Below are 19,038 nucleotides of genomic sequence, written 5' to 3'. Positions count from 1 at the left end.
GCCGGCCCGCCTCTCCGATAATCAACCTAACCTAAAATTGTGTCAATCATCCGATTGATTACGGCCGTCGGCTATACGATCGGAGGGTGCCCACGAAGCCACGCCGGTCTCCCCAGCCCCAGGAACGGCAGCGCGACCCGGACCGCACCCGCCGGCTCATCCTGGACGCCGCGACGGTGGAGTTCGCCGCGCACGGGTACGCGGGGGCCCGGCTCAGCGCGATCGCCGCCAGGGCCGGCGTCAACCAGCAGCTGATCTCGTACTACTTCGACGGCAAGGAAGGCCTCTACCGGGCCCTCGGGGAACGCTGGCGGGAGCGCCAGAGCGAGCTGGTGACGCCCGGCACTCCGCTGCCCGAGCAGCTCCGCCGGTACGCGCTGGAGGTGCTGCACGACCCGGACGGTGTCCGGCTGCTGGCGTGGAGCGGCCTGGAGTACGAAGGGCCGCGGACCGACCCCGACCAGGCGCCGCGCTCGGAGCGGCTGCGGGGCTACGTGGAGGAGGTCCGCGCCCGGCAGGCGGCCGGCCGGCTGCCGGACGAGGTGGACCCGGCCTGCCTCACCGTCATGCTGATGGCCGCCGCGATGGCGACCACGACGCTGCCGCACGTCGTGGAAGGCGTCTGCGGGGTCGATCCCCGCTCCCCCGATTTCGTCCGGCACTACGCCGACCAGGTCGCCCTCCTCGCCCGGATCCTCGGGCTCGATCCCGGATAGGCGTCCGCGCCGCCCCCAAGCGGGAGCGGCGGAAACACGTGCGGGGGCGGCGGAGACGCGTGCGGGGGCGGCACGGAGACGCGTGCGTCGGCGTCAGACGCGCAGGCGGCCGTCCACGCGCTGCGGCACGCCGAGGGGGTTGTCGTCGCGCAGCTCCGGGGGCAGCAGATCCCCCGGCCAGTCCTGGTACGCCACGGGGGTCGTCCAGCGCCTGATCGAGGCCGCGCCGACGGAGGTGTGCGCCGGGGTGGTGGAGGCGGGCCAGGGACCGCCGTGGTGCATCGCCCAGCAGACGGCGACGCCCGTGGGCCAGCCGTTCCAGATGAGCCGCCCCGCCAGCCGGTTCAGGACCGGGACGAGGTCGCGGGCCTCCTCGTGCGCGGCCGCGTGGACGGTCGCGGTCAGCGACCCGGGCAGCCGGCGCAGCACGGCGGGCAGGTCGCCGGGGTCGCGGTAGCGGACGACGATCGCCGCCGGGCCGAAGCACTCCTCCGCCAGCTCGGGCAGCCCGTCCGCGAACGCCTCCAGGTCGGCGGCGAAGACCTGCGGGGTGATGCCGTCCACCGTGCCTCCGCCGGCCAGCACGGTGAGCCGCTCGGCCAGCCGGCCGGACGCCCGGAGGTAGCCCTCGCGGATCTTGTCGGTCAGCATCGGCCCGCCGCTGGTCGCGCCGACCGCCTCGGCGACGGCCTGCTCGAAGCCTCCCTCCGCGGGGACGAACACCAGGCCGGGGTTGGTGCAGAACTGCCCCACCCCCAGCGTCAGCGACGCCGCGAACCCCGAGGCCACCTCGGCGGGATCGGCCGAGGGCAGCACGACGACCGGGTTGACGCTGCCCAGCTCGCCGTAGAACGGGATGGGGTCGGGGCGCTCGTCGATCAGCTTCTGGATGGCCGTCCCGCCCGCGACCGAGCCGGTGAAGCCGACCGCCGTGACGAGCGGGTGCCGCACCAGCGGAGCTCCCGTCTCGAACCCGTGCACGAGTCCGAGCAGGCCGGGGTCGGGCAGGGCCTGCCGTACGACGGAGGCGGTCAGGTCGGAGGTGCGGGGGTGCCCCTCGTGGGCCTTCACCACGACCGGGCAGCCGGCCGCCAGCGCCGACACCGTGTCGCCACCCGCCACCGAGAACGCGAAGGGGAAGTTGCTGGCCGCGAAGACGGCCACGACGCCGAGCGGGTGGTTCATCCGGCGCACGTCGGGGCGCGGCGGGGTGGCGCCGGGGTCGGGGTGGTCGATCACCGCATCCACCCATCCGCCGTCCCGCAGGACCTCGGCGAACAGCCGGAACTGCGCGGCCGTACGGGCGATCTCGCCGCGCAGCCGCGCCTCCGGCAGCCGGGTCTCCTCCGCCGCGGCCGGCCACAGCTCCTCGGTGTGCTTCAGCAGGGCGTCGGCGACGCCCTCGAGCACGGCGGCGCGTTCGGCCGGGGGCGTCGCCCGCCACGCCTCGCCCGCCGCGGCGGCCCGCTCCACCGCCGACTGGACGGCGTCGTTCACCTGGTCAGTGTTCAGGTCAGTCACCTCAGCCCCCCGCCGTGAGATTCTCGACGTCGTAGCGGGGGCCGCAGAAGGCTCCCCCGACCAGCGAGTGCGGCAGCTCCCCGAGATCGGGCTCGCCGTGCTCGGCGATGAGCTTATCGGCGTATGTTTCCGCGTCGTCCTTGGGCTCGTAGCCGATGGCCCGGCCCTCCTCCAGGGACCACCAGCGGCGCGTGTTGGCCGACACCCCCCACACCACGTGGAAGCCCTCCGCCGCGAGCGACGCCTCGGCCAGCCGCGCGCAGTCGTCCGGCGACAACCAGGTCGACAGCATGCGCACGTCCCTGGGCCGCTCGAAGCACGAGCCGATCCGCAGGCAGGTCACGTGCATGCCGTACCGGTCGTGGTAGAGCGAGCCGAGCGCCTCCTTGGTCACCTTGCTCACGCCGTAGAAGGTGTCCGGGCGCGGGAACAGGTAGTCGGGGGCCTCGCCCGCCTCGCGCGGGTGGAACCCGACCGCGTGGTTGCTGCTGGCCAGCACGACGTGGCGCACCGCGGCCCGCCTCGCGGCCTCCAGCACCACGTAGGTGCCGTTGATGTTGACCTGCAGGATGTCCGCCCACGGCTGTTCGAGGCTGTGGCCTCCCAGGTGCAGCACCGCGTCCACGCCGTCCATCGCCGCGTCCATCGCCTCGGGGTCGGTGATGTCGGCGGTCACCGCCTCCTCACCCGGCCCCGCCTCCAGCGGGACGACGTCGAGCAGGCGCAGCACGCGCCCCTCCCCGGCCAGCCGGGGTCGCAGCAGAGTGCCGACGCCGCCCGCCGCGCCGGTCATGAGAATTCGCATGTGCCTCCTGTCGAAGCGGCCCTGCGGCATGCGCGGCCCGGGCGCCCGCGCCGTGGGCGGCGCCCCGTGATCGTCCGCGCGGCGTACGGACCGTGTCAATGGCGAACGGCGTCAGTCTCGCAGCAATTCCCAGCTGTTCACAAGTACGGGCATGATTCACATATCTGACCCGAGATCGTTCCTTGACGCAACTGTTGCCAATTCTTATCGTCTTGCTGACATGCATCCGCAATTGCGGAGCCCGTTCGAGTACACGAACCAGGACGGGGCCGACGTGACGACGAGCCGTCGCGAGATGACCTCGGTTGACTTTCGCGAGATCGCACAGCTAGCGTCGTGGACATATTTAAGAACTTTGTCCATGTATATGGACACCCAAGGGAGTGGGCGGATGCAGCTCGACGGCGTTCTCTTCTTTCCGGTCACACCGTTCGGCGCGGACGGTGAGCTGGCCGAGGACGTGCTGGCCACGCACGTGACGCGCGGTGTCGCCGAGGGTGCGGGCGGGGTGTTCGCCGCCTGCGGCACGGGCGAGTTCAACGCGCTGGGCATCGACGAGTACGCGCGGGTGGTGCGGATCGCCGTCGAGTCGGCGGCCGGACGGGTTCCGGTCCTGTCCGGCGCCGGCGGCTCGCTCCCGTTCGCCCGCGAGTGCGCGCGCAGGGCCGCGGAGGCGGGCGCGGACGGCCTGCTGCTGCTGCCGCCGTACCTGGTCAGCGCGCCCGCGGAAGGGCTGGTGCGTTACGTCCGCGAGATCGCGGCCGCCACCGACCTGCCGATCATCGTCTACCAGCGGGCCAACGCCCGCTTCACGGCCGCCGCCGCGGCGGCGCTGACCGAGATCCCCAACGTCGCCGGGTTCAAGGACGGCCTCGGCGACATCGACGCCATGCAGCGGATCGTCCTCGCCGTCCGGGAGGCGACCGACCGCGACTTCACGTTCTTCAACGGGCTGCCGACGGCCGAGATGACCGTGCCCGCCTACCGGGGCATCGGCGTCAGCCTGTACTCCTCCGCCGTGTTCTGCTTCCTGCCCGAGGTGGCCTTGGCCTTCCACAAGGCCGTGACCGCCGGGGACGACGACCTGGTGCGGCGCCTGCTCGGCGGCTTCTACCGGCCCCTGGTCGAGCTGCGCGACCTCGTGCCCGGCTACGCCGTCTCCCTCGTCAAGGCGGGCGTCGCCCTGCGCGGCCTCGACGTGGGCCGGGTCCGGCCACCGCTCGTCGACCCCGCCCCCGAGCACGTCGCCCGGCTGGACAAGCTCATCGCGACCGGACTGGAGCTGGTGGGATGAGGATCCGCGAGATCCATGTCACGCCGGTCGCCTTCCGCGACCCGCCGCTGCTCAACGCCGCCGGCGTCCACGAGCCGTGGGCGCTGCGCACGATCGTCGAGGTCGTCACCGACGAGGGGCTGACCGGACTCGGGGAGACCTACGGCGACCTCGACCACCTCGTCCGGGTGCGGGCCGCCGCCGAGGCGCTGATCGGCCACGACGTCTACGGCGGCAACGCGATGTACGCCACCGTGGCCGGCCTCGTCGGGGCCGACGTCGTCACCGACCTGCACGGCCTGACCGGCACCTCCTCACGGGCCAAGACCGTCGACCGGATCTACTCCCCCTTCGAGGTCGCCTGCCTCGACATCCAGGGGAAGGCGGCGGGCCGGCCCGTCGTCGACCTGCTCGGCGGCCGGGTGCGCGACGCCGTGCCGTACAGCGCCTACCTGTTCTACAAGTGGGCCGGGCACCCGGGCGCGCCGGACGACGGCTTCGGCGCCGCCCTCGACCCCGAGGGCGTGGTCGAGCAGGCCCGCCTGCTGATCGGCAGGTACGGCTTCCGCTCCATCAAGCTCAAGGGCGGCGTGTTCCCGCCCGAGCAGGAGGTCGAGGCGGTCCGCGCGCTGCGGGAGGCCTTCCCCGAGCATCCGCTGCGCCTCGATCCCAACGCCGTCTGGAGCGTGGAGACCTCCATCCGGGTCGGCCGCGAGCTCGACGGCGTGCTCGAATACCTGGAGGACCCCACCGAGGGCATCGAGGGAATGGCTCGGGTCGCCGCCGAGGTGCCGATGCCGCTCGCCACGAACATGTGCGTCGTCACCCCCGAGCACATCCCGCCCGCCGTACGCCAGGGCGCCATCGGGGTGCTGCTGACCGACCACCACTACTGGGGCGGTCTGGTGCGCTCGGCGCACATCGCCACGCTGTGCGAGACCTTCGGCATCGAGCTGTCCATGCACAGCAACTCCCACCTCGGGATCAGCCTCGCCGCGATGACCCACCTGGCCGCCGCCACCCCGTCGGTCACCCACGCCTGCGACACCCACACCCCCTGGCAGGACGGCCAGGACGTGGTGGCTCCCGGCGCGCTGCGCTTCGTGGACGGCGCGGTCCCGGTGCCGGACGGCCCGGGGCTCGGAGTGGAACTCGACCGCGACGCCCTCGCAATCATGAACGAGCAGTATGAGAAGTGCGGGGTCCGCTCCCGCGACGACACGACGTACATGCGGTCCGTCGACCCGTCCTTCTCCGCACGGAGGCCACGCTGGTGAACGTCATCTACGCCTACCCCTGGGACATCGTCGGCGACCCCGGCGCCGCCGCGCGCCTCAAGGCGCTCGGCGTCGACGCGGTGGCGCTCGCCGCGTCCTACCACACCACCCGCGCCGCGACTCCCCTGCATCCGGCGCACCGGCTGGTCGACGCCCGGCACGCGGCCTGCTACGTCCCCGTACGCGAGGAGGCGTGGAAGGACAACCGGCTCGTTCCCGGCACGCCGTCGTGGGTGGACGCGGACGATCCGTTCGGGGAGGCCAGGGACGCGTTGCGCGCCGTGGGCCTGCCGGTCCAGGCGTGGACCGTGCTGACCCACAACACGCTGCTCGGCTCGGCCAACCCCGACCTCGTCGTCACCAACGCCTTCGGCGAGACCTACCCGTACGCGCTGTGCCCGGCGGCGGCCGACGTGCGCGACTACTGCCGCACGCTGGTCCACGAGATCGTCGAGGTCGGCGACCCCGACGCGCTGATCCTGGAGGCGTGCGGCGCCCTCGGGTTCCGCCACGGCGGGCACCACGAGAAGACCGACGGCGCCGACTGGTCGCCCGCCCAGCTCGCGCTGCTGTCGCTGTGCTTCTGCGCGGCCTGCCTGCGCCGCTACGAGGCGGCCGGGCTGGACGTCGCCGAGGTCCGCGCGCGGGTGCGGGCCGGCGTCGACAGCGCGCCCGGCTCGGTCGAGGACGCGCTCGGCGACCTCGCGGACCCGGTGCGCGACCTGCGCACCGGTCTGGCGGGCGAGCTGCGCGACCTGCTGCTGGCGGAGGCCCGGGAGATCCGGCCGGACCTGAGAATCGCCCTGCACGCCAACGCCGATCCGTGGGCCACCGGACCGTTCGCGACCGTCCCGCAGGGGGTGGACGCCGACCTGCTCGTCGGCAACTGCTGGAACGCGCCCGAGGTGGACGAGGCGGGGCTGCGCGCCCTGGGCCGGCTCGGCCCCCGCGTGGGCGCGTACGTGCTGGCTCTTCCCCCACGCCCGGCGGACGGCGAAGCATTGTCGTTCCTGGCCGAGGCCTACACGGCGGCCGGCGCCGCCGAGATCCACTGGTACCACGGCGGCCTCGCCTCCACGGCCCGGCTGAAGGCGATCGCGGAGGCGATCCGCCGCTGAGCCGCACCGCTCCCCACCGCGCCCGGCCGGCGATGCGGGACAATCATGGTCATGCGGTTCGGCATCCTCGGCCCGACAGAGGCACGGCTCGACGGCGACCGCCCGGTGCCGGTCGGCGGGCCCGGGCTGCGCGCGCTGCTCGGCCTGCTGCTCCTCAATGCCGGGAAGGTCGTCACCACCGACCGCCTGATCGACGGTCTCTACGGCGCCGAGCCGCCGTCCGGGGCGACGAACGCGCTGCAGGCCCAGGTGTCGCGGCTCCGCCAGCACCTCGGCGACCTGGTCGTACGAGAGCCGGCGGGCTACCGGCTGGCGGTGGACCCGGACGACGTGGACGCGTCCCGCTTCGAACGGCTGGCGGCCGAAGGGCGGCGGGCGCTCGACGCCGGCGACCCGGCCCGCGCCGCCGGCCTGCTCGACCAGGCGCTCGCCCTCTGGCGCGGGCCGGCGCTGGCCGACGTGCCCGACGCGCCGTTCGCGCCCGCCCAGGCGGCCCGGCTGGAGGAGCTGCGCCTGTCGGCGGCCGAGGACCTCGCCGAGGCGGGCCTGGCCCTCGGGCGGCACCGCGACCTGCTGCCCGAGCTGCAGGAACGGGTCGCCGCGCATCCGTTGCGGGAGCGTTCGCGCGGGCAGCTCATGCGCGCGTTGTACGCCGCGGGCCGCCCGGCGGAGGCGCTGGCCGTCTTCGAGGACGCCCGGCGGGTGCTCGCCGGCGAGCTGGGCGCCGATCCGTCGGCGGAGCTGGCGGCGATCCACCTCGCGGTGCTGCGCTCCGACCCGGCGCTCGCTCCCCCACCCGCCGCGACCGGCGCGCGGCCGGTGCCGCTCACCTCGCTCGTGGGCCGCGACACCGAGCTCGAACGCATCGGCGCGCTGCTCGCCGAGGCCCGGCTCGTGACGCTCACCGGCCCGGGCGGCACCGGGAAGACCCGGCTGGCGATCGAGGCGGCCGCCCGGTGGCCGGGCGAGGTGTGCGTCGTGGAACTCGCCCCGCTCACCGACGGCGCCGACGTGCCGCAGGCCGTGCTCGGCGCGCTCGGGCTGCGGGAGAGCGCCGTGCCCATCCCCGTGCCCATCCCCGGCCCCGGGACTCGGCCGAGCACCGCCGATCCCGTCGCCCGCCTGGTGGCGGCCCTGACCCTGCGGCCGGTGCTGCTCGTGCTCGACAACTGCGAGCACGTCGTGGACGAGGCGGCCCGGCTCGCCGACCGGCTGCTCGCGGCGTGCCCCGCCCTGCGCGTGCTGGCCACCGGCCGCGAGGCGCTCGGCATCACCGGCGAGCGCCTGTGTCCCGTCCCCCCGCTGCGGGTCCCGCCGCCCGGCGGCGAGGATGATGCCGAGGACGCGCTCGCCTATCCGGCCGTACGGTTATTCGCCGAGCGGGCGGCCGCCGTACGGCCCGGCATCGCCTTCGGGCCCGGCGACGTCGGGCACGTGCTGCGCATCTGCCGGGCGCTGGACGGGCTGCCGCTGGCGCTCGAACTGGCCGCCGCCCGGCTGCGCTCGCTGCCCCTGGCCCAGATCGCCGCCCGTCTCGGCACCGGCGATCCCGGGCCGGAGGGCGACGCCCCCCGCTTCGCGCTGCTGTCGCGCGGCAGCCGTACGGCGCAGCCGCGCCACCGGACGCTGCGCGCGGTCGTCGAGTGGAGCTGGGACCTGCTCGACGAGCCGGAACGCGCGCTCGCGCGGCGGCTGACCGTCTTCGCGGGCGGCGCGACGCTGGAGGCGGCCGAGCGGGTGTGCGGTCTGCCCGACACCGACGGCGTGCTCGCCTCCTTGGTGGACAAGTCCCTCGTCGAGGTGGTGGACGACCGCTACCGGATGCTGGAGACGATCCGCGCGTTCTGCGCCGAACGGCTGGCCGAGGCCGGCGAGAGCGAGTCCACGCGGCAGGCCCACCTCGCGTACTTCCTGGACCTGGCCGCCGCGGCGGACCCGCACCTGCGCGGACCGGACCAGGTCGAGTGGCTGCGCAGGCTCGACGGCGAGCGCGACAACCTGCAGGCCGCGCTGCGCCGCGCCGTACGCGCCGGTGACGTGGCGCCCGCGCTGCGGCTGCTGTCGGCGGCGACCGGCTACTGGCTGCTGCGCGGGCTGCGTGGCGAGGCCGCCAGGCCGGCCGCCGAACTGCTGGGCCGGATCGGCGCCACACCACCGGAGGGGCTGGAGGAGGAGCACGTCGTGTGCGCCTGCCTCGTGGCCTGGGGCGGGACGGGCGGCCCCGCCGTGGACGGGCTCGTGGCCGAGACCGTCCGGCGGACCTACGTCCTGCCCATGCCGCCCCGGCAGCCGTTCCTGCTGGTGCTGCAGGCGATGATCAGCGGTCCCCCCGCGCGCGAGCAGCTCCACACCATGGAGGACCTGTTCCGCGTGTTCGACCGCGACCCGTGGACGCGGACGCTCAGCCGCTTCAGCCTCTCCTATCTCAAGGTGTTCGACGGCCGGCTCACCGAGGCCGAACACGAGCTCACCGGCGCGCTCCGGGAGGCCCGCTCCGTGGGGGACATCTGGCTCCGGGTGCTGGTGCTGTCCGCCATGGCGGACGTCGCCGACCAGCGGGGGGACCACGAGCGGGTCGAGGCGCTGACCAACGAGGCGCTCGACCTGGCCGAGCGGCTGGGCGCCGCGTCGGACGTCGCGGAGACCCTCTGCCGGCGCGCCTGGGCGCGGATGCGCTCCGGACTCGCGGACGCCGCGAGATCCGACTTCGAGCGCGCCGCCGAGCTGTCGCGGCGGACCGGCGGCCCGGAGACCCTCGCGGCGGCGCTCCTCGGGCTCGGCGAGCTCGCCCGGCTCGCGGGCGACGTGACCGGGGCCCGGCGCCACTACGAGGCGGCCCTGGCGGAGTGCACGAGCGCGTGGTTCAGCGCGGAGGAGACCCGCTCGCGCGTCTACCTGGCGCTCGGCTGGGCCGCGCAACTGTCGGGCGACGCCTCCGAGTCGCTGGCGTGGCACCGGCGCGCCCTCACCACCCTGCCCGGCACCCGCAGCCTCGGCATGACCGCCGGGGTCGCGGAGGGGGTCGCCGGCGTCGCGCTGCTGGAAGGAGACCTCGGGCGGGCGGCCTGGCTGCTGGGCGTGGCCGCCGCCCTGCGCGGCGCACCCGCCGCGGGCGACCCGGACGTCGCCCGGATCGAGGCGGGCTGCCGGACCGTCCTCGGCGCTGACGCATTCGACCGGGCGTACGCCCAGGGCCGCGCCTACGCACAGGAGCGGGTGCCGGTCGCGGGGGGCATCACGGGCAGCACGGACACCGCGGCGCTGACCATCGTCGAAGGGCACCTGTCAGCGCTCGGTGGATGAACGGTCAGCGCCGGCGCGCACGCTGGCGGCCATGAACGACACCTCCCGCAAGTGGGGCACGCTGGTCATCGCCTGCCTGGCCATGCTCCTGTTGTCCGTCGACCTCACCGTGCTGCACCTCGCCCTGCCGAAGCTCGGCGAGGACCTCGCGCCCTCTGCCACCCAGCTGCTGTGGATCGCCGACATCTACGGCTTCGCGCTGGCCGCGCTGCTCGTCACCATGGGGAACCTCGGCGACCGGATCGGGCGCAGGCGGCTGCTGCTCGCCGGACTGGCCGCCTTCGGCGCGGCCTCGGTGCTGACGGCGTACGCGCCGAACGCCCCGCTGCTGATCGCGGCCCGCGCGCTGCTCGGCGTGGCCGGCGCGACGGTCATGCCCTCGACACTGTCGCTGATCCGCAACGTGTTCCCCGACCCCAAAGAGCGGACCACCGCGGTCGGCGTCTGGAGCAGCGTCGGGGCGGTCGGGTTCGCCCTCGGGCCCATCGTCGGCGGCCTGCTGCTCGACCACTTCTGGTGGGGCTCGGTCTTCCTGATCAACGTGCCCGTCGTCGCGGTCGTCCTGGCCGCCGGGCTCGTCGTGCTGCCCGAGTCGCGCAACCCCCGCCCCGGCAGGCTCGACCTCGTCAGCGTCCCGCTGTCCGCCGTAGGCGTGCTCGGCCTGATCTACGCGATGAAGGAGGCCACGACCGGAGGCGTCGCGCGGCCCTCCGTGATCGCCGCCGCGGTGATCGCGGTCGCCGCGCTGCTCGTGTTCGTCCGCCGGCAGACCCGGCTGGCCGAGCCACTCATCGACATCGCGCTGTTCCGGAGGCGCGCGTTCGCGGCCACGGTCGGCGCCGAACTGGTCGCGGTCTTCGCGATGCTCGCCATGTCGGTGGTCTTCGCGCAGTACTTCCAGCTGGTCATGGGCTGGTCACCGCTGACCGCCGGGCTCGCCGGCATGCCGGGCGGCCTGGCCGGGGGCGTCGGCGGCGCGCTGTCCGGGGTGCTCGTGCACCGGTGGGGACGCGGGCCGGTCGTCGGCCTCGGGCTCGTGCTGACCGCGATCGGGTTCATCCTGTTCAGCCGGATCGGCATGGAGACGCCCTATCTCTACATGCTCGCCGCCATGCTCATCCAGGGCGTCGGGATGGGCTTCACGTTCGCGGTGACCGGCGACACGGTGCTCGCCTCGGTGCCCAAGGAGCGGGCCGGCGCGGCGAGCGCGATCTCCGAGACCGCCCACGAGATGGGCGGCGCGCTCGGCATCGCCGTGCTCGGCACCGTGCTGACCAGCGCCTACCGGAACGGCCTCGTGCTTCCGCCCGGGCTGCCCGACGGCGCGGCGGCCGAGGCCCGCGACACGCTCGCGGGCGCCCTGAAGGCCGCCGCCACGCTGCCGGGCGACGCCGCGGGGGCCGTCGCGCAGGCCGCGCGGCAGGCGTTCGTCGAGGGAATCCACGTCACGGTGCTGACCGGCGCGGCGATCCTGCTCGTCCTCGCGGTCGCCGTGCCGTTCGCGTTGCGCGGCGTGCCCAAGGTGATCCCGGAGACAGAGGAGGAGTCCGTGGACGAGCCGGTCTCCGTCAAGTGATCCCGGCTCGAGTGACTTGCGACAGCCAGCGGTCGTGGGCGCCGCCGAAGGGGCCGGTGCGCGCGCCCACGGCCTCCATCAGCCAGGCGGCCGACCGCTCCGCCTGGCGGACGATCTCCTCCGGGTATCCGTACCGCACCTGGTGCTCGGCGAACTCGTCCTCGTCGTCCAGGATCAGCCGGCCGTCCCGCATCCGGAGCACGTCGAGGTCGAGGTCGGCCATGGTGATCCGGCCGTCGCCGCGGACGGGCACTGTGGTGACGTCGCAGTAGATCGCGCACCTGTTCGGCCGGGCGTTGAACGTGGCCGTCCACCACGAGTGGCGGGGGAACAGCATCACGAAGGGGTCCGCCCAGACCACCGGCGGCTCGCTCCCCCGCCGGCCGGCGGTGCCCGCGGGACAGCCGGCCCAGACGCCGTGCTCGTCCTCGCCCAGCACCCGCGCGGGGTGGTGCCAGTGCAGCGAACCGCCGTACTTGCGGTAAATGATCCTCACCTCGGACACGGGCGGGACGCTACGCCACGCCCGTCTCCGAGTACAACGGGATTGTCCGTCAGACCTCGACGACCACCGGAATGATCATCGGGCGGCGGCGGTAGGTGTCGCTGACCCAGCGCCCCACCGTACGCCGGATGGTCCGGCGGATCTGCATCTCGTCGGCCACCCCCGCCGCCGCGACCTCCTGCAGCGCGGCCTCGAGCTGCGGGATGACCGCGTCGAACGCGTCGGGATCGATGCCCGAGCCCCGGGCGGTGATCTGCGGCCCGCCGGTGAGCTTCCCGGTGGTGGAGTCCACGACGACGACGATGGAGATGAACCCCTCGTCGCCCAGGATGCGCCGGTCCTTGAGGGCCACGTCGGTGATGTCGCCCACGGAGGTGCCGTCCACGAAGACGTACCCGCACGGGACCGCGCCGGTGATCCTCGCCTGGCCGTCGACGAGGTCGACGACCACGCCGTCCTCGGCGATCACGATGTTCTCCCGGGGGACGCCGGTCAGCTCGGCCAGCGCGGCGTGCGCCCGCAGGTGCCGCCACTCCCCGTGCACCGGCATGAAGTTGGACGGCTTGGTGAGATTGAGCACGTACAGCAGCTCGCCCGCGGCGGCGTGGCCCGACACGTGCACCCGCGCGTTGCCCTTGTGGACCACCCGCGCGCCCCAGCGGTTGAGGCCGTTGATGACCTTGCTGACCGCCGTCTCGTTGCCCGGCACCAGCGACGAGGCGAGCAGGACCGTGTCGCCCTCGGCGATCCTGATCGGGTGGTCGCGGTTGGCCATGCGCGACAGCGCCGCCATCGGCTCGCCCTGGGAGCCGGTGCAGATCAGCACCACGTCCTCCGGCGGCCACTCCTCGATCTCCCGGGAGTCGACGAGCAGGCCCCCGGGTACCTTCAGGTAGCCGAGTTCGCGTGCCACGCCCATGTTGCGGACCATCGACCTGCCGATGAGCGCGACCTTCCGGCCGTGCTTCTCGGCCGCGTCCATGATCTGCTGGACGCGGTGGATGTGCGACGCGAAGCTCGCGACGATGATCCGCTTGGACGCGCTGCGGAAGACGTCGTCGATGACCGGCGCGATCTCCCGCTCGCTGGTGACGAAGCCCGGCACCTCCGAGTTGGTGGAGTCGGACATCAGCAGGTCGACGCCCTCGGCCCCGAGCCGCGCGAACGCCCCGAGGTCGGTCAGCCGCCCGTCCAGCGGGAGCTGGTCCATCTTGAAGTCGCCGGTGTGGAGCACGAGACCCGCAGGGGTGCGGATCGCCACGGCCAGCGCGTCCGGGATCGAGTGGTTCACCGAGACGAACTCGCACTCGAACGGCCCGAACGAGCGCCGCTCGCCCTCGATCACCTCGACCTTGACCGGCTGTATCCGGTGCTCGATCAGCTTGCTCTCGATCAGCCCGAGCGTCAGCCGCGAGCCGACGATCGGGATGTCGCGCCGCTCCCGCAGCAGGTACGGCACCGCGCCGATGTGGTCCTCGTGGGCGTGCGTGAGCACCAGTGCCTCGATGTCGTCGAGGCGCCCCCGTATGTAGTCGAAGTCGGGCAGGATGAGATCCACGCCCGGCTGGTCCGGCTCGGGGAACAGCACGCCGCAGTCCACCACGAGCAGACGGCCGTCGTACTCGAAGACCGCCATGTTGCGGCCGATCTCGCCGAGACCGCCCAGCGCGACGACGCGCAGGCCGTTTTCCGGCAGCGGCGGAGGCGGCCCGAGCTCGGGATGCGGATGACTCATGCCGCCCCCTTCGCCCCGCGTCGTTCCCTATGTTCGTTTTCTCTGTACACGTCGCTCATTCGACTCCATCTGCTGATCTAATCCACAAGCTTGAGACCCCCCGTTATGAGGTCCTCGCGAAGCGCCGCGATCTGTTCCTGGGTGGCGTCCACGAGCGGCGGCCGGACGTACCCGGCGTCCTGGCCCACCAGCGTGAGCGCCGCCTTGACCATGATCGCGCCCTGGGTGCGCGTCATGATCGCCGAGACCACCGGAAGGAGCTGACGGTGGACGGCAAGTGCGTTCTCGACATCGCCGGACCGGTAGGAGTCGACCATCGAGGCCAGCTCCGCGCCCGCCACGTGGCCCACGACGCTGACGTACCCGACCGCGCCGACGGAGAGCCACGGCAGGTTCAGCACGTCGTCGCCGGAGTAGAAGACGAGGTCGGTGGAGGACATCACCTGCGAGGCCGCGAACAGGTCGCCCTTGGCGTCCTTGACGGCGGCGATGCGCGGGTGCTCGGCCAGCCGGAACAGGGTCTCGGTCGTGATGGGCACCCCGGCGCGGCCGGGGATGTCGTACAGCATCACCGGCAGGCCGGTCGCGTCCGCGACGGTCGAGAAGTGCCGGAGCAGGCCCTCCTGCGGCGGTTTGTTGTAGTACGGGGTCACCACCAGGAGACCGTGCGCACCGGCGCGCTCCGCGGCCCGGGCCAGCTCGACGCTGTGCCGGGTGTCGTTGGTGCCGACGCCGGCCACGACCGTGGCCCGGTCGCCCACGGCCTCGACGACCGCGCGGAGGATGCGGTCCTTCTCCTCGTCGGAGGTGGTGGGGGACTCCCCGGTGGTACCGCTGACGACCAGCCCGTCGTTGCACTGCTCGTCCACGAGATAGGCGGCGAGCCGCTGGACGCCCTCGTAGTCGACGGCGCCGTTCGAGGTGAACGGTGTGACCATCGCGGTCAGCGTGCGACCGAAGGGGGCGTCGGAAGTTCCAGTAGGCGATGCCATAGACCGAACGGTACCCGGATCCGCTGGGGTGATGGACCTCGCCACCCCGTTATGTCCAGTACCGCCCGCGATGCCGCCGACAGCGGAAGAGGCCGCCGATATGTGCTCGGGGGTACACACATCAGCGACCTCTAACCGGGAATCGCCGCGCCTTACGCGGACGTTACACGCCGCTGACGAAATTTTTCCGGAAGGTCGTAATACGACCGGTCGTACACCCTACGGGCGGAAGATACCCAGGCCGTCAGGCGGCGAATCGGTGAACCGCGGGCGGATCGGCAGGCATGGGGCCGCAGCCGGATCAGTGGGCCTCCCCCGCGAGCAGCCGCACCCACAGCTCCTGCATCCGCGCGGAGACGAGCCGTTCGCTCTCGCGGATCTCCATCTTCACGCCCCGTTTCGTCCGCCGGATGAACATCAGTCCGCCGGCCGAGCACAGCTCGTAGATCGTCGCCTTGCACTCACACGTGTGCCTGTGCACCCGCACCCGATCGCTGCGATTGGTGGGTTTCGACCACGCGATCTTCCGGTGCCTGTCCCTCGGAGGGCTGGCATGGATGCCGTGATAGGGCGGCGGGAGGGGAATATCAGCACCTGGCCGCTTAGCGGCAATATCACCCATTAGCAGCCCTTTCACCAGGCAAAGTTGGAGTCACAGGCCGTTCCCGTCACTCTCGGTGGCCCGGCGAATACGCCAAGATTTGGAAGACCCGTCACCCCCTCAGGGATGGATTGATGGCAAACTCTGATCCGGTCTACCTGCGCGTAGTCGAGGACATTCGCCGCCAGATCGTCGACGGCACGCTCCCCCCGGGCGCACCGATCCCCTCGCGGCACCAGATAACCCGGAAATACAGCGTCGGAGAGACGGCCGCCCGCCACGCGCTGCGCGTGCTCGCGCAGGAAGGCCTCATCATCGGCCGCGTGGGCTCCGGGCACCGGGTGCGGGAGAAACCGATCCTGCTCCCGCTCAACCGCAGCCGCCTCCCCGAACCGCACGCCGCCTTCGTCGGCGACATGCAGGCGGGCGGGCGGCAACCCAGCTGGAGCTGGCGCAGCGAGCTCGCCGACGCCCCTCCCGACATCGCCCATCGACTGCGTATCGGCGAGTGCAGCCCGGTGATCCGGACCCGATACGTCTTTCGCGGCGACGGTCGTCCGGTGCAGCTGCTCACGACGTACGAACCGGTCGAGCCGGGGCAGAGTCAGGCGCCCGAGGAGGGCACGTACGAACGCAGGAGCGCGGCCTTCCGTCTCGCGGCGAGCGGCATGCCGCTCACCGAGATCAGCGAGACCGTGCACGTCCGCGTTCCCCAGCCGACCGAGAGCGACCTGCTGGAGCTGCCTTCCGGCGTCCAGGTGCTCCAGATCGAGCGCACGTACTGGGCCGGCGAGCGGCCGGTGGAGACCAGCGACGCCGTGGTGCCCGGCGACAGGTTCCGGCTGGTCTACGGCATTCCCAGCCCCCTCTGACTGTCGGTGCCCACTGGTACAACCGATCCGGATCCCCCATCCGGAGGTGCCGATGCGCGTCAAGGACATGCCCCTGGCCGACCAGCCGCGTGAGCGGCTGATGGCCTCCGGAGCCGCGGCTCTCGCCGACAGGGAGTTGCTCGCCCTGCTGCTCGGCTCGGGCAGCAGGGGCGTGAGCGCCGTCGAACTCGCCTCCCAGCTCATCGCCCACTGCGGCGACCTCGGCGAGCTGGCCCGATCCGAGGCCCATCGGCTGCTCGCCGTCCCCGGCGTGGGTCCCGCCAAGGCCGCCCGTGTGGCGGCCGCGTTCCATCTCGTCCGGCGGGCCCAGGCGGAGCCGGAGCGAAGCCGGATCACCTGCTCGGCCGACATCGCTTCGGCTGCCGCTCCCCTGCTCCACGGACAGCCGCGCGAGCGGCTCGTCGTGGTGGTGTGCGACGGCCGCGGCGCCGTGCTGCGCCGGACCGTGGTCACCGAGGGCGGCAGCGACCACACCCCCGCGCCCGTCCGCGACATCGTCACCACCGTTCTCCTCTCCGGCGGGGCCGCCTTCGGCCTCGCCCACAACCACCCGAGCGGATCGCTCGACGCCAGCCCCGCCGACGTCGAGGTCACGGCCCGCCTCCACGAGGCCGCCGACACCGTCGGCCTCCGTTTCCTCGACCACGTGATCGTCACCGACACCGCCTGGCGCCGCGTCCCTTGGCCCCCTCTCGGGAATGCATAGTTGCATAGTACGTCTAGTTGTATTGTCTTGCCCAGGGCAAAACACAACGCCTGATCAGACATAGCCATACAGACGCCCTCGTAATGGGCCGTCTAGGCTGCGGGCGTGCTCGACCACGACGGTGACACGCATCTGTACGTGCAGATCGCCGAGATCATCCGGCAACAGATCCAGCGAGGCGACCTCCCGCCTGGACACCCCATTCCCAGCGAGGCCGCCATACAGAGTGAGTTCGGCGTGGCCCGGACCACGGCACGGCGCGCCTTCCACATGCTGCGGGAAGAAGGCCTGATCTACACGGTGCAGGGCGAGGGCACGTTCGTGACCTCACCGGGCACCGCGCCACGAGAGCCGCGGAAGATTCCGATGTACCGGAAGATCGCAGACGACATCGTCGAAGGAATTCGCAACGGCGACCTGCTGCCGCGTCGTCCCATACCGAGCGAGACGGCGCTGGTTGAGAAGTACGAGGTGGCACGCGAGACGGTACGCAGGGCGATCGGCCGTCTCCGCGAACAGGGCTGGGTCTACACCGTCCCGCAACGAGGGAGCTTCGTGTCACCTGAGGACAAGTGGCCGGCAGATTAGCGGTTTCCGTCGTCTAGTCGTCCCGGTCGGTCTACGGTCGATCCATGCTTGACCGTGACGGACCGGTACCCGTTTACAAGCAGATCGCCGACCTGATCCAGGAACAGATCCGCCGGGGCGAGTTGATCGACGGTGATGCCATCCCCAGCGAGGCGGAGATGGAGGCCGAATACGGGGTGGCTCGCCCCACGGCGCGGCGAGTCGCCCGAGAACTGAGGGAGCTCGGTCTCGTTCGTACCGTGCAGGGAATGGGGACCTTCGTCGGAGACGGCACCGTCTACCGTCCCCGACGCAAGCCACCGCTGTACGAACTGATCGCGAGAGAGGTCGCGGAGCGCATCGAGCGCCGGGAGCTGAAACCGAACCGGCCGATCCCGAGCGAGAAGTCACTCATGCAGCAGTACGGCGTGGCCAAGGTGACCGTGCGACTGGCCGTCGGCTTCCTCCGGGACCAGGGCTACGTCTTCACCGTCCCCCATCGCGGCACCTATGTGTCATCTCCGGATAACTGGCCGCAGGACTGACCACGCGACTTGAGAAGACGCGTCACATCGGGGCGTCCGGCTCCTGACGGAGTGGCGCTTGACCACGACGGCCTTCGATTTGTTCTTGCTGCGGGCCGCTGACAGTCGGCCTCCCAAGGTGATCTCGAAGGCGTTCAGGGCGGCCTTCCATCGGTTCGTCCAGCGTTTGCGGCCCGTGCCGGTCGGGTCCATGCTGGCGCGCGGCGCCGCGCGAAATGCGATTCGTCCAGGCGGATAGCGGCGGGGTGGGTATCACGCCTCAGGTGTGCTAGGCTGAACGTAGTTGCAGTTGTGGTACCCATAATAAACTTGTGTGCGCCTGACGGTATGTAGCCTCAGGTGCATTTTTTGTTTGCCGGTCTTCTCCGGGTGTGGGCCTCTATCGCGGCAACGCGGGATTCGTGACAGTGCGGATTTCGGCTACACCCATCAAGAGGAGATCAATATGGCTTCTGGCACCGTGAAGTGGTTCAACGCGGAAAAGGGCTTCGGCTTCATCGAGCAGGACGGCGGCGGCGCCGACGTCTTCGCGCACTACTCCAACATCGTCGCGAACGGCGGCTACCGCGAGCTGCGCGAGGGCCAGAAGGTGGCCTTCGATGTCACCCAGGGCCAGAAGGGCCCGCAGGCCGAGAACATCGTTCCCGCCTGACACCGACGCATCACGCAGCTGGGGCCCGCGCCGTGAGGTGTGGGCCCCAGCGCGTTGCTTCTTGTGGTACCCGCTGTGCCGTGACGACCTCACGAACATGTCCGTTCTTCCGCCGCACACCGGATAGACCACTGATGGTGCCGGTTCGGGCCTGATCCGATCCAGCTCTCTGATCGGCATCCCAGTCGCCGTTCTTCTCGGCCGGATGCCGACCATTTCGACACACGAGGCCAGGCTGTTCTCCGCGGGCTCG

General features: G+C 72.1%; 17 protein-coding genes. 11 read left to right on the top strand and 6 right to left on the bottom strand.

All coding sequences use genetic code 11. From position 1 onward, the window contains the following. Positions 1–86 precede the first annotated feature (86 nt). Positions 87–716, top strand: a complete 630-nt coding sequence (locus tag ACWEQG_RS00610) for a TetR/AcrR family transcriptional regulator (RefSeq protein WP_452280554.1) — start codon at positions 87–89, stop codon at positions 714–716. Positions 717–809: 93 nt separating this feature from the next. Here ACWEQG_RS00610 and ACWEQG_RS00605 read toward each other — a convergent pair whose 3' ends face one another. Next, entirely contained in the window at positions 810–2,213 is a 1,404-nt protein-coding gene (locus tag ACWEQG_RS00605) for an aldehyde dehydrogenase (NADP(+)) (protein ID WP_452280553.1), read from the bottom strand. A 25-nt stretch (positions 2,214–2,238) separates the two neighbouring features. Further along, positions 2,239–3,042 carry an NAD-dependent epimerase/dehydratase family protein gene (locus ACWEQG_RS00600; protein WP_452280552.1) on the bottom strand — a complete coding sequence of 268 codons (804 nt, stop codon included), beginning with the start codon at positions 3,040–3,042 and terminating at the stop codon, positions 2,239–2,241. A 391-nt stretch (positions 3,043–3,433) separates the two neighbouring features. Between ACWEQG_RS00600 and ACWEQG_RS00595 the strand changes: the two genes are divergently transcribed. Genes ACWEQG_RS00595 through ACWEQG_RS00575 form a run of 5 tightly spaced genes read left to right on the top strand, consistent with a single transcriptional unit; the run spans position 3,434 to position 11,589 of the window. Then, entirely contained in the window at positions 3,434–4,336 is a 903-nt protein-coding gene (locus ACWEQG_RS00595; RefSeq protein WP_363463633.1) for a 5-dehydro-4-deoxyglucarate dehydratase, read from the top strand. Further along, positions 4,333–5,592: a glucarate dehydratase family protein gene (locus tag ACWEQG_RS00590; protein ID WP_452280551.1), complete on the top strand. Its 1,260-nt coding sequence runs from the start codon at positions 4,333–4,335 to the stop codon at positions 5,590–5,592. Before ACWEQG_RS00595 ends, ACWEQG_RS00590 begins: the two co-directional genes overlap by 4 nt. Next, the gene (locus ACWEQG_RS00585; RefSeq protein ID WP_452280550.1) at positions 5,589–6,710 is read left to right on the top strand and encodes a hypothetical protein; all 1,122 of its coding nucleotides are present in this window, start codon (positions 5,589–5,591) and stop codon (positions 6,708–6,710) included. Before ACWEQG_RS00590 ends, ACWEQG_RS00585 begins: the two co-directional genes overlap by 4 nt. A gap of 51 nt (positions 6,711–6,761) precedes the next feature. Continuing rightward, positions 6,762–10,013: a BTAD domain-containing putative transcriptional regulator gene (locus ACWEQG_RS00580; protein WP_452280549.1), complete on the top strand. Its 3,252-nt coding sequence runs from the start codon at positions 6,762–6,764 to the stop codon at positions 10,011–10,013. 31 nt (positions 10,014–10,044) lie between these two features. Then, the gene (locus ACWEQG_RS00575) at positions 10,045–11,589 is read left to right on the top strand and encodes a DHA2 family efflux MFS transporter permease subunit (RefSeq protein ID WP_452280548.1); all 1,545 of its coding nucleotides are present in this window, start codon (positions 10,045–10,047) and stop codon (positions 11,587–11,589) included. Here the strand turns inward: ACWEQG_RS00575 and ACWEQG_RS00570 are convergent. The 4 genes from ACWEQG_RS00570 to ACWEQG_RS00555 all read right to left on the bottom strand — a co-directional run bounded on the left by ACWEQG_RS00570 (position 11,582) and on the right by ACWEQG_RS00555 (position 15,302). Next, positions 11,582–12,094, bottom strand: coding sequence for a DUF402 domain-containing protein (locus ACWEQG_RS00570; protein ID WP_363463624.1), 513 nt, complete (start codon positions 12,092–12,094; stop codon positions 11,582–11,584). The genes ACWEQG_RS00575 and ACWEQG_RS00570 overlap by 8 nt on opposite strands. Before the next feature lie 49 nt (positions 12,095–12,143). Beyond that, the gene (locus ACWEQG_RS00565; protein WP_452280547.1) at positions 12,144–13,829 is read right to left on the bottom strand and encodes a ribonuclease J; all 1,686 of its coding nucleotides are present in this window, start codon (positions 13,827–13,829) and stop codon (positions 12,144–12,146) included. Between the two features lie 77 nt (positions 13,830–13,906). Further along, a complete protein-coding gene (gene dapA / locus ACWEQG_RS00560) occupies positions 13,907–14,821 on the bottom strand; it encodes a 4-hydroxy-tetrahydrodipicolinate synthase (RefSeq protein WP_452280546.1) in 915 nt (304 codons plus the stop codon). A gap of 301 nt (positions 14,822–15,122) precedes the next feature. Next, positions 15,123–15,302: a hypothetical protein gene (locus ACWEQG_RS00555; protein WP_452280545.1), complete on the bottom strand. Its 180-nt coding sequence runs from the start codon at positions 15,300–15,302 to the stop codon at positions 15,123–15,125. 254 nt (positions 15,303–15,556) lie between these two features. Here ACWEQG_RS00555 and ACWEQG_RS00550 point away from each other — a divergent pair, with 254 nt between their 5' ends. The 5 genes from ACWEQG_RS00550 to ACWEQG_RS00530 all read left to right on the top strand — a co-directional run bounded on the left by ACWEQG_RS00550 (position 15,557) and on the right by ACWEQG_RS00530 (position 18,785). Next, positions 15,557–16,294 carry a GntR family transcriptional regulator gene (locus ACWEQG_RS00550; protein ID WP_363463618.1) on the top strand — a complete coding sequence of 246 codons (738 nt, stop codon included), beginning with the start codon at positions 15,557–15,559 and terminating at the stop codon, positions 16,292–16,294. A gap of 52 nt (positions 16,295–16,346) precedes the next feature. After that, positions 16,347–17,021 (top strand): JAB domain-containing protein, encoded by a 675-nt coding sequence (locus ACWEQG_RS00545; RefSeq protein ID WP_452280544.1) that lies wholly within the window; start codon positions 16,347–16,349, stop codon positions 17,019–17,021. A 105-nt stretch (positions 17,022–17,126) separates the two neighbouring features. Continuing rightward, entirely contained in the window at positions 17,127–17,609 is a 483-nt protein-coding gene (locus ACWEQG_RS00540; RefSeq protein WP_452280543.1) for a GntR family transcriptional regulator, read from the top strand. Between the two features lie 44 nt (positions 17,610–17,653). Beyond that, the gene (locus ACWEQG_RS00535; RefSeq protein WP_452280542.1) at positions 17,654–18,133 is read left to right on the top strand and encodes a GntR family transcriptional regulator; all 480 of its coding nucleotides are present in this window, start codon (positions 17,654–17,656) and stop codon (positions 18,131–18,133) included. Positions 18,134–18,578: 445 nt separating this feature from the next. Beyond that, positions 18,579–18,785 carry a cold-shock protein gene (locus ACWEQG_RS00530; protein ID WP_020545593.1) on the top strand — a complete coding sequence of 69 codons (207 nt, stop codon included), beginning with the start codon at positions 18,579–18,581 and terminating at the stop codon, positions 18,783–18,785. The last annotated feature ends 253 nt before the right edge of the window (positions 18,786–19,038 follow it).

The sequence above is a fragment of the Microbispora sp. NPDC004025 genome, assembly GCF_053604425.1.
Note: the sequence above shows the minus strand (reverse complement) of the source record. Positions and strands in the feature narration are given on the sequence as shown.